This window comes from Azospira oryzae, from assembly GCF_004217225.1.
In the GTDB taxonomy this organism is placed as follows: Bacteria; Pseudomonadota; Gammaproteobacteria; order Burkholderiales; family Rhodocyclaceae; genus Azospira; species Azospira oryzae.
In genome coordinates, this window is the sequence record NZ_SHKM01000003.1 from 217,146 (window position 1) to 232,914 (window position 15,769).

Annotated in this window: 13 protein-coding genes; 9 read left to right on the plus strand and 4 right to left on the minus strand. The window is 66.0% G+C overall.

All coding sequences use genetic code 11. The annotated features are described in order from the left end of the window. Positions 1–81: 81 nt before the first annotated feature. From aceE to EV678_RS14835, 7 genes are all read left to right on the plus strand, one after another. A complete protein-coding gene (aceE, locus tag EV678_RS14805; RefSeq protein WP_130460062.1) occupies positions 82–2,754 on the plus strand; it encodes a pyruvate dehydrogenase (acetyl-transferring), homodimeric type in 2,673 nt (890 codons plus the stop codon). Between the two features lie 20 nt (positions 2,755–2,774). Continuing rightward, entirely contained in the window at positions 2,775–4,442 is a 1,668-nt protein-coding gene (aceF, locus tag EV678_RS14810) for a dihydrolipoyllysine-residue acetyltransferase (RefSeq protein WP_130460063.1), read from the plus strand. A gap of 12 nt (positions 4,443–4,454) precedes the next feature. Further along, positions 4,455–6,200, plus strand: coding sequence for a dihydrolipoyl dehydrogenase (gene lpdA, locus EV678_RS14815; protein WP_130460064.1), 1,746 nt, complete (start codon positions 4,455–4,457; stop codon positions 6,198–6,200). Positions 6,201–6,360: 160 nt separating this feature from the next. After that, positions 6,361–8,049: a hypothetical protein gene (locus EV678_RS14820; RefSeq protein WP_014236663.1), complete on the plus strand. Its 1,689-nt coding sequence runs from the start codon at positions 6,361–6,363 to the stop codon at positions 8,047–8,049. A 62-nt stretch (positions 8,050–8,111) separates the two neighbouring features. Continuing rightward, positions 8,112–8,783, plus strand: a complete 672-nt coding sequence (gene rpiA, locus EV678_RS14825) for a ribose-5-phosphate isomerase RpiA (protein ID WP_130460065.1) — start codon at positions 8,112–8,114, stop codon at positions 8,781–8,783. An 82-nt stretch (positions 8,784–8,865) separates the two neighbouring features. Continuing rightward, the gene (gene phoU / locus EV678_RS14830; protein ID WP_014236661.1) at positions 8,866–9,576 is read left to right on the plus strand and encodes a phosphate signaling complex protein PhoU; all 711 of its coding nucleotides are present in this window, start codon (positions 8,866–8,868) and stop codon (positions 9,574–9,576) included. 189 nt (positions 9,577–9,765) lie between these two features. Further along, positions 9,766–10,125, plus strand: a complete 360-nt coding sequence (locus EV678_RS14835) for a hypothetical protein (RefSeq protein WP_130460066.1) — start codon at positions 9,766–9,768, stop codon at positions 10,123–10,125. 83 nt (positions 10,126–10,208) lie between these two features. On the opposite strand, the gene EV678_RS14840 is transcribed toward EV678_RS14835, so the two are convergent. The 4 genes from EV678_RS14840 to EV678_RS14855 all read right to left on the minus strand — a co-directional run bounded on the left by EV678_RS14840 (position 10,209) and on the right by EV678_RS14855 (position 14,246). Next, positions 10,209–10,481 (minus strand): oxidative damage protection protein, encoded by a 273-nt coding sequence (locus EV678_RS14840; protein WP_014236659.1) that lies wholly within the window; start codon positions 10,479–10,481, stop codon positions 10,209–10,211. A 99-nt stretch (positions 10,482–10,580) separates the two neighbouring features. Next, positions 10,581–11,927: an amino-acid N-acetyltransferase gene (gene argA / locus EV678_RS14845; protein ID WP_130460067.1), complete on the minus strand. Its 1,347-nt coding sequence runs from the start codon at positions 11,925–11,927 to the stop codon at positions 10,581–10,583. 57 nt (positions 11,928–11,984) lie between these two features. Next, positions 11,985–13,493 carry a polyphosphate:AMP phosphotransferase gene (pap, locus tag EV678_RS14850; RefSeq protein ID WP_130460068.1) on the minus strand — a complete coding sequence of 503 codons (1,509 nt, stop codon included), beginning with the start codon at positions 13,491–13,493 and terminating at the stop codon, positions 11,985–11,987. A gap of 3 nt (positions 13,494–13,496) precedes the next feature. After that, a complete protein-coding gene (locus EV678_RS14855) occupies positions 13,497–14,246 on the minus strand; it encodes a 16S rRNA (uracil(1498)-N(3))-methyltransferase (protein ID WP_130460069.1) in 750 nt (249 codons plus the stop codon). 121 nt (positions 14,247–14,367) lie between these two features. On the opposite strand from EV678_RS14855, the gene EV678_RS14860 reads away from it, so the two are divergent. Continuing rightward, the gene (locus tag EV678_RS14860; RefSeq protein WP_130460070.1) at positions 14,368–14,928 is read left to right on the plus strand and encodes a thioredoxin family protein; all 561 of its coding nucleotides are present in this window, start codon (positions 14,368–14,370) and stop codon (positions 14,926–14,928) included. Positions 14,929–14,942: 14 nt separating this feature from the next. After that, entirely contained in the window at positions 14,943–15,755 is an 813-nt protein-coding gene (locus tag EV678_RS14865; RefSeq protein WP_014236654.1) for an inositol monophosphatase family protein, read from the plus strand. Positions 15,756–15,769: the final 14 nt, after the last annotated feature.

Below are 15,769 nucleotides of genomic sequence, written 5' to 3' on the forward strand. Positions count from 1 at the left end.
CTATCGTTTCGGTCTAAGCTAGGTGTTGCCGCCCCACCCGGTGCGCAACAAAAAAACGTCCTTCCAAATAGGAGACAAACCATGGCAGCACTGCCCGAAGTTCCCCAATCGGTTGATGCCGATCCCCAGGAAACCAAGGAATGGGTCGACGCCCTCGAAGGCGTGATCGAGAAGGAAGGCCCGGACCGGGCCCACTACCTGATCGAGAAGCTCATCGGACAGGCCCGTGAGGAAGGCGTGGACATTCCCTACAGCGCCACCACCGAATACATCAACACCATCCCCGCCGAGAAGCAGCCCAACTACCCGGGCAACCCGGACCTGGAAGAGCGCATCCGCTCCTACATCCGCTGGAACGCCATGGCCATGGTGGTGCGGGCCAACAAGCACACCAACGTGGGCGGCCACATCGCCTCCTTCGCTTCCTCCGCCGTGCTCTACGACGTGGGCTTCAACTGGTTCTGGAACGCCGCCTCCGACAACCACGGCGGCGACCTGATCTTCTTCCAGGGCCACTCCGTGCCCGGCGTCTACGCCCGCGCCTTCATGCTCGGCCGCCTGACCGAGGACCAGATGGACAACTTCCGCCAGGAAGTGGACGGCAAGGGCATCTCCTCCTACCCCCACCCCTGGCTGATGCCGGATTTCTGGCAGTTCCCCACCGTCTCCATGGGCCTGGGCCCCCTGCAGGCCATCTACCAGGCCCGCTTCATGAAGTACCTGCAGTGCCGCAACCTGGTGCAGACCGAAGGCCGCAAGGTGTGGGCCTTCCTCGGCGACGGCGAGGTGGACGAGGTGGAATCCCTCGGCGCCATCGGCATGGCCGCCCGGGAAAAGCTGGACAACCTGATTTTCGTCATCAACTGCAACCTGCAGCGCCTGGACGGCCCGGTGCGCGGCAACGGCAAGATCATCCAGGAACTGGAAGGCGACTTCCGCGGCGCCGGCTGGAACGTCATCAAGCTGATCTGGGGCACCCACTGGGACGCCCTCTTCGCCCGCGACAAGAAGGGCATCCTGAAGAAGCGCATGATGGAATGCGTGGACGGCGAGTACCAGACCTTCAAGGCCAAGGACGGCGCCTACGTGCGCGAGTACTTCTTCAACACGCCGGAACTGAAGGAACTGGTGGCCGACTGGACCGACGACGAAGTGTGGGCCCTGAACCGTGGTGGCCACGACATGTTCAAGATCTTCACCGCCTTCAAGGCCGCCACCGAACACAAGGGCAAGCCCACCCTGATCCTGGCCAAGACCATCAAGGGTTTCGGCATGGGCGAGGCCGGCGAGGCCCAGAACACCACCCACCAGACCAAGAAGATGGGCCACGAGGCCCTGCGTCGCATGCGCGACCGCTTCAACCTGCCGGTGCCGGACGACAAGATCGACGAGGTGCCCTACCTGAAGTTCGAGGAAGGCTCTCCCGAACTGACCTACATGCGGGAACGCCGCCTGGCCCTGGGTGGCTACCTGCCCCAGCGCCGCGAAAAGGCCGCCCCCCTGGCGGTGCCCGAGCTGGCCGCCTTCGAGGGCCTGCTCAAGGCCACCGGCGAAGGTCGGGAAATATCCACCACCATGGCCATCGTGCGGGTCCTGTCCACCCTGCTCAAGGACAAGAACATCGGCCGCCACATCGTGCCCATCGTGCCGGACGAGTCCCGCACCTTCGGCATGGAAGGCATGTTCCGCCAGGTCGGCATCTGGAACCAGGAGGGCCAGAAGTACGTACCCCAGGACCACGACCAGCTGATGTTCTACAAGGAATCCCAGGACGGCCAGATCCTGCAGGAAGGCATCAACGAGGCCGGCGCCATGGCCGACTGGATCGCCGCCGCCACCGCCTACAGCACCCACGGCGTACAGATGGTGCCCTTCTACATCTGCTACTCCATGTTCGGTCTGCAGCGCACCATGGATCTGTGCTGGGCTGCCGGCGACCAGCGCGCCCGGGGCTTCCTGGTGGGCGGCACCGCCGGCCGCACCACCCTGAACGGCGAAGGCCTGCAGCACGAGGACGGCCATTCCCTGATCCTCTCCGGCCTGATCCCCAACTGCGTCTCCTACGACCCCACCTTCGCCTACGAAGTGGCCGTGATCATGCAGGATGGCCTGCGCCGCATGTTCAAGGAGCAGGAGGACGTCTATTACTACCTGACGGTGATGAACGAGAACTACGAGCACCCCGAAATGCCGGCCGGTGCCGAAGCCAACATCGTCAAGGGCATGTACCAGTTCAAGAAGGGCGCCGCTTCCGACGCTCCCCGCGTGCAGCTGCTGGGCTCCGGCACCATCTTCCGCGAAGTGATGGCCGCCGCCGAGCTGCTGAAGAACGACTGGGGCGTGGAAGCCGACCTGTGGTCCTGCCCCAGCTTCAACGAACTGGCCCGCAACGGCCAGGACACGGCCCGCTGGAACCTGCTGCACCCCCTGGAAAAGCCGAAGAAGAGCCACGTGGAAGAATGCCTGGACGATACCCGCGGTCCGGTCATCGCCTCTACCGACTACGTGCGTCTCTACTCCGAGCAGATCCGTCCCTTCATCAACCGCCGCTACGTCACCCTGGGCACCGACGGCTTCGGCCGCTCCGACACCCGGGAGAAGCTGCGCCACTTCTTCGAGGTGGATCGCCACTGGGTCGTCCTGGCCTCCCTCAAGGCCCTGGCCGACGATGGCCAGATCGAGCGCGAGAAGGTGGCTGCGGCCCTGGTCAAGTACGGCCTGGACCCCGAAAAGCTGAATCCCCAGACCTGCTAATCGCCTGACGGAGAAGAACAATGAGCCAAACCATTGAAGTGAAGGTCCCGGACATCGGCGATTTCAAAGATGTGCCGGTCATCGAAATTTTCGTCAAGCCGGGCGACACCGTGAAGGTGGAAGATCCCCTGTGCTCCCTGGAGTCCGACAAGGCCACCATGGACGTGCCCTCTTCCGCCGCCGGCGTGGTCAAGGAAGTGAAGATCAAGGTCGGTGACAAGGTTGCCGAAGGCAGCGTGGTGGTGATCCTGGAAAGTGCCGCAAGCGGCGCCGCTGCGGCGGTCCCCGCGCCCCAGGCCGCTGCGCCGGCTCCGGTGGCAGCAGCCCCCGCGACCCCTGCGCCTGTTGCTGCCGCCCCGGCCCCGGCCGCCTCCGGCCCGGTGGAAGTGAAGGTGCCGGACATCGGCGACTTCAAGGACGTGCCGGTCATCGAAGTGTTCGTCAAGGTCGGCGACACGGTGAAACAGGAAGATGCCCTGTGCTCCCTGGAGTCCGACAAGGCCACCATGGACGTACCCTCTTCCGCCGCCGGCGTGGTCAAGGAAGTTAGGGTCAAGGTCGGCGACAAGGTTTCCGAAGGCAGTGTGGTGGTGGTGCTGGAAGGCGCCTCCGGTGCCGTGGCCGCCGTGGCTGCAGCCCCTGCGGCTGCCGCACCGGCACCGGCCGCCCCCGCGGTCATCCCGCCGGAACTGGACGGCCCCGCGCCCACCAAGCCCTTCACCCCGGCCCCCGCTGCCGCGCCCTACGGCCTGGCCCTGGGCGGCAAGGTGCACGCCTCCCCCTCGGTGCGCGCCTTTGCCCGGGAACTGGGCGTGGATCTCTCCAAGGTCACCGCCACCGGCCCCAAGAGCCGCATCCAGGCCGAAGACGTGAAGGCCTACATCAAAGGCGTCATGTCCGGCCAGACCGTGGCCCCCACCCAGGTGGGCGGCGGCGGCATCACCGGCGGCGGCTCCCTGGACCTGCTGCCCTGGCCCAAGGTGGACTTCGCCAAGTTCGGCCCCATCGAAGCCAAGCCCCTCTCCCGCATCAAGAAGATTTCCGGCGCCAACCTGGCGCGCAACTGGGTGATGATCCCCGCCGTGACCTACCACGAGGACGCGGACATCACCGACCTGGAAGCCTTCCGGGTGCAGTTGAACAAGGAAAACGAAAAGAGCGGCCAGAAGCTGACCATGCTGGCCTTCATCATCAAGGCCTGCGTCAAGGTGCTGCAGCAGTTCCCCGAACTGAACACCTCCCTGGATGGCGACAACCTGGTGTACAAGAAGTACTACCACATCGGTTTCGCCGCCGACACGCCCAACGGCCTGGTGGTGCCGGTACTGAAGGACGCCGACAAGAAGGGCGTGCTGGAGATCGCCAAGGAAACCGGCGAACTGGCCAAGCTGGCCCGGGACGGCAAGCTGAAGCCCGCCGACATGCAGGGCGCCACCTTCACCATTTCTTCCGTCGGCGGCATCGGCGGCACGGCTTTCAGCCCCATCGTCAATGCGCCGGAAGTGGCCATCCTGGGCGTTTCCAAGTCCAGCATGAAGCCGGTGTGGAACGGCAAGGAATTCGTGCCGCGCCTGATCGTGCCCCTGTCCCTCTCCGCCGACCACCGCGTCATCGACGGCGCCCTGGCGACCCGCTTCAACGCCGAACTGGCCAAGCTGCTGGCGGATTTCCGCCGGGTCATGCTGTAAGGGAGAGAGAACATGAGCCAACTGGTTGAAGTGAAAGTCCCGGATATCGGCGACTTCAAGGACGTGCCCGTCATTGAAGTGTTCGTCAAGGTCGGCGACACGGTGAAGGTGGAAGACCCCCTGGTCTCCCTGGAGTCGGACAAGGCCACCATGGACGTACCCTCGTCGGCCGCCGGCGTGGTCAAGGAAATCAAGGTCAAGCTGGGCGACAAGGTGGCCGAAGGCACGGTGATCGTGGTGGTGGAAGCAGGTGCCAGCGCCGCTGCCCCGGCGCCCCAGCCCGCCGCCCCGGCGGCAAAGCCCGCTCCTGCAGCAGCTCCGGCCCCCGTGGCTGGAAGCCACAGCGGCGGTGCTGACGTCGAATGCGACATGCTGGTGCTGGGCGCCGGCCCCGGCGGCTATTCCGCCGCCTTCCGCTCCGCCGACCTGGGTCTCAAGACCGTGCTGGTGGAACGCTACCCGACCCTGGGCGGCGTCTGCCTCAACGTCGGCTGCATTCCCTCCAAGGCCCTGCTGCATGTAGCCGCGGTACTGGAAGAAGCCCAGCACCTGGCCGACTGCGGCGTCACCTTCGCCGCCCCCCAGGTGGATGTGGACAAGCTGCGGGCCCACAAGGAAAAGGTGGTCGGCAAGCTCACCGGCGGTCTCGCCGGCATGGCCAAGGGCCGCAAGGTGCAGCACGTGCAGGGCGTGGGCCAGTTCATCGACCCGCACCACATCGAAGTCACAGCGGCCGACGGCAAGAAGCAGGTGGTGAAGTTCAAGAACGCCATCATCGCCGCCGGCTCCCAGCCCGTGGCCCTGCCCTTCATGCCCGAGGACGATCCCCGGGTCATCGACTCCACCGGCGCCCTGGAACTGCGCTCGGTGCCGAAGAAGATGCTGGTCATCGGCGGCGGCATCATCGGCCTGGAAATGGCCACGGTGTACAGCGCCCTGGGCGCCCGCATCACCGTGGTGGAACTGGGCCCGGGCCTGATGCCCGGCGCCGACCGGGATCTGGTCAAGGTCTGGGAGAAGAAGAACGCCCAGCGCTTCGACCGCATCCTGCTGGCCACCGGCGTCACCGCCGCCGAAGCCAAGGCCGAAGGTATCGAGGTCACCTACTCCACCGGCGAGAAGGAGGCCTTCGACCTGGTGCTGGTGGCTGTCGGCCGTACTCCCAACGGCAAGAAGATCGCCGCCGACAAGGCCGGCGTCGCCGTCACCGACCGGGGCTTCATCAATGTGGATGCCCAGATGCGCACCAACGTGCCCCACATCTTTGCCATCGGCGACATCGTCGGCCAGCCCATGCTGGCCCACAAGGCGGTGCATGAAGCCCACGTCGCCGCCGAAGTCGCCGCCGGCGAGAAGGCTGCCTTCGACGCCCTGCAGATTCCCAGCGTGGCCTACACCCATCCGGAAATCGCCTGGGCCGGCAAGACCGAAGACCAGCTCAAGAACGATGGCATAAAGTTTGAAAAAGCCGTGTTCCCCTGGGCGGCCAGCGGCCGGGCCATCGCCAACGGCGCCGAGGAAGGCTTCACCAAGCTCTTGTTCGACGCCGAAAGCCATCGCCTGCTGGGCGGCGGCATCGTCGGCATGAACGCCGGCGACCTCATCGGCGAAGTCTGCCTGGCCGTGGAAATGGGCTGCGATGCAGTGGATATCGGCAAGACCATCCACCCCCATCCGACCCTCTGCGAATCCATCGGCATGGCGGCGGAAGTGGCCCACGGCAGCTGCACCGACCTGCCGCCGATTAAAAAGAAATAAGCCGGCCGCCACCTGCCGGCAAGCACCACCCCGCAAGGCCGCCCACCCCGGGCGGCCTTTTACTTTTTGCGCAAAACCGGGGGGAACCCCGAGACTCCTTAATTTTCAAAGAAAAAAGGAATAGACTCCTCCCCTTATTGCACCTGCGTGACAGACCATCATGCTTAACTGGATCACTTCCCGCCTGAAGAATTCTGGCAGCGATCACCCCCTGGGCAGCGACAAGGGGATTGACGCCTATCTGGCCCAGATTCCGCGGGTCAATCCGCAAACCACCCTGCAGGATGTGGATCAGTGGCTGGAACACCCGGAACAGCTTTCCGCCGACATGCCGCCGGAAAGTGTCGCCCGGGCAGTGGAACGCCTGGACGAGAACATCCAGCCGGCCCTGGCTGAAGCCTGGATCAATTATTTCAACGACAACCGCCAGGACTACCTGGCCGATCGCCTGCTGAAAACCCTGGAGCACCACTACCGGAGCGCCTACCAGGCCTATCGCCACGTGCTCGAAGCTCTGGCCCAGCAGGCAATCCAGTCGGGCAAGGAGCCCGATCGCACCCGTCTCACCAAGTTGGCGGTACGCACCATGCAGGCCCTGGTGTGGGGCAAGAAGATCGCCCAGTTCAACTATGTGGGACCGGATGCCCTGTGGTGGAGGACCTGCCACGAAGTCCTGTTCCTGGCCCGTAACCTGGGGCTGTTGCACGGCAAGGTCAGTGCCTACCCGGACCTGCCGGAAACCACCAGCGTCTGGCGTGAATACCTGGTCGGAGTCCTGTTCGAGTCCGTGCCCCTGTCCAACCTGACACCGCCCCAGATGGAAGCGCTGGACCGCACCATCCGCAAGGTGGAATCCCACTGCCTGTTCATCGACAGCTTTACCTCCCAGACGCCTTTCCGCATCAATCTGGAAGCCACCGACGGCCCCAGCCGTTGCAGCCCCGGCCAAGAAATGGGTCCTTCCTGGCGCTATTTCGGCCCCGGCCCGGCCCAGGCACAACTCATCAAGCTGCGCGCCACTCTGCAAACCAGCGGCAAGCTGCCGGATTGGCTGGACAACTGCCAGTGCGACACCCGCACGGCCATGGATCTCCTCCATCTGCTGATCCAGCATTGGTCCCTCACCCCACCGACGCGCCAGCAGGAACGTACGCCCCTGGCGGCCAATCTGCTGGTGGTGGCCGGCCTCTCCATGGCCCGGCGCGCCATCGCCGCCGCCGAATTCGCCCGCTCCGGCCGCACCCTGGACTACAAGGGCCACGTCCGCATCCTGGACCTGCATCGGGTCGAGGGTGGTGCCCGTCCCGAGGAAGAAAAGCAGGCGCCGCCCAAGACCCCCCTGGAAGTGCTCCAGGCCCTGGAAAGCACGGGCATCCAGCAGATCACCGACACCTGGGAAGGCCTGGACCTGAGCGCCGCCGGCCTGGGCGCGCGCCTGCCCTTCCGCCGCCCCTGGCACAGCATCGGCGCCCTGGTGGGGTACCGCCTCGAACATGAGATCGACTGGCGGGTCGGCATCATCCGCCGCCTCGGCCGCAGCCACGGCAAGCCCAATGCCGGCCTGACCGTCTTCCCCGGCATCCCGGCCTGCGCCCAGGTGCAGCTGGCAGACAAGAATGCCGATTGCCCCTGGAACGAGCAGATTCCCGAAGCCATGGGCCTGGGCCTGCTCGATGCCATCCTCATCTCCCGGGAGGAACGCCTGCTGGCCGTACCGCCGGACACCTACACCCCGGACCGCCGGGCCGACCTCATCATCGGCGGCAAGCGCCAGCCCATCCGCCTGGCCGGCATCCAGGAGAGCGGCCCCGACTACCAGCTCATCCTCTACCGGGAAAATGAGGCCTGAGTCCGCCGGCGGCCAATCCCTCCGGTAAAATAGGGCTTTTCCAGCCCCCACCGGATTCCCCCATGACCCAGGACGAACTCAAGCAGGCAGTGGCCCGTGCCGCTGCCGATTACGTGGCCAGCCGCGTCGCCGAAGATGCCATCATCGGCGTCGGCACCGGCTCCACCGCCAACTGTTTCATCGACGCCCTGGCCGCCATGAAGGGCCGCTTCCGCGGCGCCGTGGCCAGCTCCGAAGCCACGGCCGCCCGCCTCAAGGGCCACGGCATCCCGGTGCTGGACCTCAACGACGTCAGTACCATGCCCGTGTATGTGGATGGTGCCGACGAGGTGACGCCCAAGCTGCACATGATCAAGGGCGGCGGCGGCGCCCTGACCCGGGAGAAGATCGTGGCCGCCGTGGCCGAGACCTTCATCTGCATCGCCGACGGCTCCAAGCTGGTCCAGGCCCTGGGCAAGTTCCCCCTGCCGGTGGAAGTGATCCCCATGGCCCGGGCCCAGGTGGCGCGGGAGCTGGCCAAGCTGGGAGGCACGCCGAAGCTGCGCGAGGGCTTCCTTACCGACAACGGCAACATCATTCTCGATGTACACGGCCTCTCCATCGCCGATCCGGTGGATCTGGAAAGCCGCATCAACCAGGTCGTCGGCGTTGTGACCAACGGCCTCTTCGCCCGCCGCGGTGCCGACATCCTGCTGCTGGGCACCCCGGAAGGGGTCAAGACACTTAGCGCTTGACCGGAACGGCGGGGGCGCTGAAACTTCCCTGTCACATTAGCCTGCTAACGTTGCCGGTTCTGACCCCAACAGGACCGCGACCATGGAAGCCATGAGCGAACATACCTACAAGCAATTCGATATCGAGCTGGAAAGCCTGCGCACCCGTGTGCTGCAGATGGGCGGACTGGTCGAGCAACAGGTGAAGAAGGCCATGCAGGGCCTCTACGCTGCAGATACCAGCCTGCTCGAAGCGGTGGTCCGGGAGGATGCCCGGGTGAACCAGCTGGAAATCGAACTGGACGAAGCCTGCAACCAGGTCATCGCCAAGCGCCAGCCCACCGCCATCGACCTGCGCATGATCACCACCGTGATCAAGGCCATTTCCGATCTGGAGCGCATCGGCGACAAGGCCCACAAGATCGGCCGCCTGGGCCTGGCCCTTAACGCTCAGCACACCTCCTTCACCCCGGACGTGGAACTGCGGCACATGGCCGACCTGTCCCTGGAGATGCTGCACACGGCCCTGGACGCCTTTGCCCGCCTCAACGTCACGGCCGCCGCCGAAGTGGTGCACCAGGACGAGGCGGTGAACGTGGAATACAGCTCCGTGGTGCGCCAGCTCATCACCTACATGATGGAAGACCCCCGCACCATCTCCCGCTCCCTGGACATCATGTCCATCGCCAAGGCCATCGAGCGGGTCGGCGACCACGCCAAGAACATCGCCGAATACGTGATCTACATGGTCAAGGGCCTCAACGTGCGCCACGCCACCCTGGAAGAAATCGACCGGGAAATCGCCAACAGCTGAACCGCCCCCCTGCTGGATTCAGTCTCCAGCTGACTGGCACAAGCCGCCTGCGGGCGGCTTTTTCTTTGCCGAACCAAACTGGGTTATGCTCTTGTAATAAACAAACAGGGAGCGACGATGAAGCGGAAAGGACGATGGGCGACGGGACTGATACTGGCGGCTGTGCAACTGGCGGCCCAGGCAGGCGGTATGTACCGCTGCGGCAACACCTTCAGCGACAAGCCCTGCCCGGATGGGCGGGAACTGAAACACTACGCCAGCGGCACCATCCATCAGGATGGCGGCGGCCCCAAGGAACTGGGCGCCCAGCTTTGCCGCGACCGCTTCGTCGAACACTTCCGCATTGAAAACCCGGAAAGTGTACGCATCCACCAAGTCAGCGGCGGCCAGTCCGACATCATCGCCTACGGGGCAAGCCGGCAGACCACAGCCCGTACCTTCCAGGTGGAGGTGATGGTGCGCAATGCCTATGGCGTCTTCTTGGGCCCTGAAATCTACCGCTGCCATACCACTGACGATGGGCGGCGCCTGCTGCGCTACGCCCGCTAAAGCTCGGCCTCGGCAGATCGCAACCGATCAGAGACAAAAAAACCGCGGGGATTCCGCGGTTTATTTTCCTGCAGCCCTTGGTTTCAGGACTGGGGCGGCACAAAGCCCTGCACCTGTTCGGCGCCTTCGCCGAAGAAGTGCTTTTCCAGCTGCTCGGCCAGGTATTGGCGATGGCGCTGGTCGGCCAGGTTGAGACGGTTCTCGTTGATGATCATGGTCTGCAGGCGAATCCACTGCTGCCAGGCTTCCTTGGAGACGTTCTCGAAAATGCGTTTGCCCAGTTCGCCCGGGTAGGGGGCGAAATCCAGGCCTTCGGCCTCCCGGCCCAGCTTGATGCAGTTGACGGTTCTTGCCATGGTGCTTCCTCCAGAAATTGGTTGGGGATGATTATATCGCGAGGCCGCCGCCGTACCGCCAAAGCCCCCAGTCACTGTGGGGCCATGGGGCGCGAGGCCCTACTTGCCCAGACTCTTCATCAGCACCTTGGAGCGGCGCTGCAGGTTGTACATGTGGCGCTTTTCTTCCGGCAGCTCGTCCACCGAGGCCAGGGCAAAGCCCCGTTCGATGAACCAGTGGGTGGTGCGGGTGGTGAGCACGAACAGCCGCTTCACCCCGGCCGCCTTGGCCTTGACCTCGATGTGCTGCATCAGGCGTTCGCCGTAGCCCCAGCGGCGATGTTCCGGCGAGACTGCCAGGCAGGCCAGCTCCGCCGTCTTTGCCTTCTGCCCGTCTTCCGCGTAGGGGTAGAGGGCGGCGCAGCCGACGATGACGCCATCGTGCTCCACCACCGAGAAGCGGCCGATTTCCCGCTCCAGCAGCTCCCGGGGCCGGTGCACCAGGGTGCCGTCCTCTTCCAGGGGGGCGATCAGGCCCACCAGGCCGCCGATGTCGTCGGGCTTGGCGTCCCGCAGGGTATCCAGCGGGTCCCGGGTGACCACGGTACCGACGCCGTCGTGGGTGAACAGCTCGTGCAGGACGGCGCCGTCCAGTTCGTAACCGATGATATGCACCCGACCCACGCCCCGCCGGCTGGCGCGCACGGCACAGGGCAGATAGCGCTTCAGGTCCGGCGACAGCCATTCGCCGACTCGGGCCAGCTGTTCCGCCGCATCGGCGGTCAGCTCGTCCAGCAGGTTGCCCTCCGCATCGGTGGCGCCCTGGCTGTCGGTGAGGAAAATCAGCTTGTCCGCCCCCAGGGCCTTGGCCGCCTCCTCCGCCACTTCCTCCATGGAAAGGTTGAAGATCTCGCCGGTGGGACTGGCCCCCAGGTTGGAAAGCAGGACGATGTTGCCCAGGCCCAACTGGGCCTTCAGGCCTTCCGCGTCGATCTTGCGCACGGCGCCGGTGTATTGCAGGTCCACCCCGTCCAGCACCCCCATGGGGCGGGCGGTGATGAAGTTGCCGCCCACCACCCGGATGGTGTTGCCGGCCATGGGCGTGTTGGGTAGTCCCTGGGAAAGGAGGGCCTCCACTTCCAGGTACACGCTGCCGACGGCATCGATGACGCAGTCCAGGGTATCCGCATCGGTGATGCGCTGGCCGGCGTGGAAGCGGCTTTCCAGGCCTTTCTCCCGCAGCTCTTCCTCGATCTGGGGGCGGGAGCCATGCACTAGCACCAGACGCACCCCCAGGTTGGCCAGCAGGCTGACGTCGTAGGCGAAGGTGCGGGCCAGGGGGCCGGAGATGGACTTGCCGCCGAAGGCGACGACGAAGGTCTTGCCGCGGAAGGCATTGACGTAGGGCGCGACGGAACGGAACCAGGCGACGAACTGGGCGGCGTTGGGCAGGGCGTTATCGGTCATGGGCGGGCTGTTCTGAGGGCAAGCGCACGATGGGCAAGGGGAGACTTTACGACAGTCTCATTTCTTTTTCCCGCTCTTGGCAGGGTCTTTTTTCAACGACCTTTCCAGATGCTCGCACAGCGTACGCAAGAGATGGATGCGGGCGTAGTTCTTGTCGTTGGCCGGCACCAGGGTCCAGGGGGCGATTTCGGTGCTGGTGCGGTCCACCATGTCGCACACCGCCTGCTCGTAGTCGTCCCACTTTTCCCGGTTGCGCCAGTCTTCGTCGGTGATCTTGAAGCGCTTGAAGCGGGTGTCCTCCCGCTCCTTGAAGCGGCGGTACTGCTCGTCCTTGCTGATGGCCAGCCAGAACTTGGCGACCACGGCGCCGTCCCGCACCAGCTGGTCCTCGAAGTCGTTGATCTCGGCGTAGGCCCGCATCCAGTCGGCCTCGCCGCAAAAGCCCTCGACCCGCTCCACCAGCACCCGGCCGTACCAGGAACGGTCGAAGATGGTGACCCGGCCGTGGCGCGGCACCTGGCGCCAGAAGCGCCACAGGTAGGGCTGGGCCCGCTCTTCCTCGGTGGGGGCGGCGATGGGCACGATGCGGTACTGGCGGGCATCCAGGGCACTGGTGATGCGGCGGATGGTGCCGCCCTTGCCGGCGGCGTCGTTGCCCTCGAAGACGGCGATGAGGGAACGGCCCTGGAAGCGCTCGTCCCGGCACAGGGCGTTGAGCCGGCCCTGCCACTCGGCCAGCTCGCTTTCGTACTTCTTCTTGGCCAGGGCCTTGGACATGTCCAGGGCGGTGAGCAGGTTCTCCCCGGGCACCGGCCGCTGGAAGGGGGCGGCGGCGATGCGCAGGTTGCTGTCCGGCCGGGCCAGGCGGCGGCGCATGGCATCCAGCACGATGCGGCCCACGGCCAGGGAACGGTAGCGCTCGTCGAAGCCGTCCACCACCACCCAGGGGGCATTGCCGGTGCTGCTGTGGCGCAGGGCGTGTTCGGAGACTTCCCGGTATTCGTCGTAATGCTCGTAGCGCCACCAGTCCTGCTCGCTCACCCGCCAGCTCTGCTTGGGGTCCTTGGAGAGGGCCTTGAGACGCTTTTTCTGGTCGTTCTTGGAAAGGTGGAACCAGAACTTGATGAGCAGGGCACCTTCGTCGGTGAGCATCTTCTCGAAGCGGACGATCTCCTCCAGGCGCTGGTCCAGCTCGGAAGTCTTGAAAGTGCCGTTCACCCGGCCCTGGATGGGATCGGTGTACCAGTTGCCGAACATGATGCCGACCCGGCCCTTGGGCGGCAGGGAACGCCAGAAGCGCCACATGGGCGGCCGCTCCCGCTCCTCGTCGGAGGGAGGCGGGAAGGCGTGGGTGTCGATGTGGCGCGGGTCCATCCAGGAGTTGAGCAGATTCACCGTCTCGCCCTTGCCGGCCCCGTCCACGCCGTTCACCAGGATGATCACCGGGAAGCGCTTGGCCTGCAGCACGTCGTACTGGGCATCCAGCAGGTCTGCCCGCAGCTGGGGCACCTGGGCGTCGAAATCCTTCTTGTCGACCCGGTGTTCCAGTTCCGCCGATTCAAACATGACTCAACCTCCCCTGAAATCGCCCCACAGGGCCTGAATCGCTGCCAAGGCCGCCAGGCCCGCCGTTTCGGTGCGCAACACCCGGGGGCCCAGGCTCACCGGGGTGAAGCCGGCGGCCACCGCCGCCTCCGCCTCCTCCGGCGCCAGGCCGCCTTCGGCCCCCACCAGCAGGGACACGGGACCATCCGGCGGCGCCATGGCCGCCAGGGACACGGCAGCACCGGGCAGCAGCACCAAGCGCCGGGAAGCGCTCTCCGCCTGGCCAAGAGCCCGCTCCAAAGGCAATAGGGGCGCCACTTCCGGCAGCCGGTTGCGGCCGCACTGCTCGCAGGCGGAGACAGCGACGCCGCGCCAGTGCTCCAGGCGCTTGGCCGCCCGCTCGCCGTCCAGGCGCACCACGCTGCGCCGGCTGGAGACCGGCTGGAAGCGGCTGACGCCCAGTTCCACCGCCTTCTGCAGGGTGAAGTCCATCTTGTCCCCGCCCTGCAGGGCCTGGATCAGGGTCAGGGCCAGGGGCGACTCGCATTCCCGGGGCTGGTGCTCGCCCAGGCGCACCCGCACCCGGTCCTTGGCCACGGCCTCGATGCAGGCGCCGTACTCGCCGCCCCGGCCGTCGAAGAGGATGAGGCCGTCGCCGGCCTGCAGGCGCAATACCCGGGCGGCATGACGGGCCGGGCCTTCGGGCAGGTCCACGGAGGTCCCGGGACTCAGGCTGAGGGCCTCGGGGGAGCAGAAAAAGCGGGGATCGGTCATCGTGCTATTATAGGCGCGCGCGCCCTTACGTCGCCCATTCCCGTGCATCCACGGGGCTTGCGGGCCAGTTCCAGAGAATCGGGGCCGCTCTGCCATACCCTGACAGAAAGCGAGTTTCCCCATGGTCAGCCTCACCACGCCGCTCTGCGACTTCGGTTGGCAAGCGCCGGACTTCCTCCTCCCCGGCACCGACGGCCGCCAGCACGGCCCGGCCAGCGCCCGGGGTCCCCGGGGCCTGCTGGTGATTTTCATCTGCAACCACTGCCCCTACGTCAAAGCCATTCTCGAGCGCCTGGTGCGGGACTGCCGGGAACTGCGCGACCACCACGGCATCGGCAGCATTGCCGTCATGAGCAACGACACGGCGGCCTACCCGGAAGACGGCTTTGCCCAGATGCAGGCCCTGGCCAGCCAGTGGGACCTGCCCTTCCCCTATGTGCTGGACGACAGTCAGGCCGTGGCCCGGGCCTACGGCGCCGTGTGCACCCCGGATTTCTTCGGCTTCAACGCCGACCTGCAACTGCAGTACCGGGGCCGCCTGGACGACACGGGCCGCAATGCCCCCCGCCCCGATGCCCGCCGGGAGCTGTTCGAGGCCATGACCCTGGTGGCCGCCGGCGGCCGCGGCCCGGCGGAGCAGACGCCGAGCATCGGCTGTTCCCTGAAATGGCGTGACACCTGAGCCGGAGCCGTTCCATGCGCTACGCCGACAACGCCAACCGGCACACGGTTGAAACGGTCATCGCAGCCGTACACCAGGTGGCCCGGGAAGCCATCGTGCCCCGTTTCATGAAGGCCATCCACCACCGCAAGGATGACGGCACCCTGCTCTCGGAAGCGGACCTGGCGTGCCAGAGCTTTCTCCTGCAGCGCCTGCCGGAAATCGTCCCCTGCCCGGTGATCGGCGAGGAAATGAGCCGGGCCGAACAGGAAGCCGCCCTGGAGGCAGGCAACGGGGACGTGTGGTGCATCGATCCCATCGACGGCACCACCAACTTCGTCAATGGCCTGCCCGTCTTCGCCGTCTCCATCGCCCTGCTGCGGGAGCGCAAGCCCCGCCTGGGCATCACCTACAACCCCATCACCAACGAACTGTTCTATGCCTGGGAGGGCGGTGGCGCCTACGTGAACGGCAAGCGCCTGCCCCTGCGCCGGGTGGCCGGCAGCCTGGACCAGGCGGTGGCCAATGTGGACCTGAAACGCCTGCCCCGGGAACTGGCCGTCCGCATCGCCACGGCACCGCCCTTCTTCTCCCAGCGCAACTTCGGCAGCAGCGCCCTGGAGTGGTGCCAGGTGGCCGCGGGCCGCATCGACGTGGCGGTGCACGGCGGCCAGATGCTGTGGGATTACGCCGCCGGCTGCCTAATCCTGAAGGAAGCGGGCGGCCACATGTGCACCCTGGAGCAGGACGACTTCCACGCCGACGACCTGTGGCGCCGGCGCATCGTCGCCGCCCTGGACCCCGGCGTCTTCGCCGCCTGGCGGGACTGGCTGCGGGCCGGCCTCTAGGCCGCCGGCCCGCC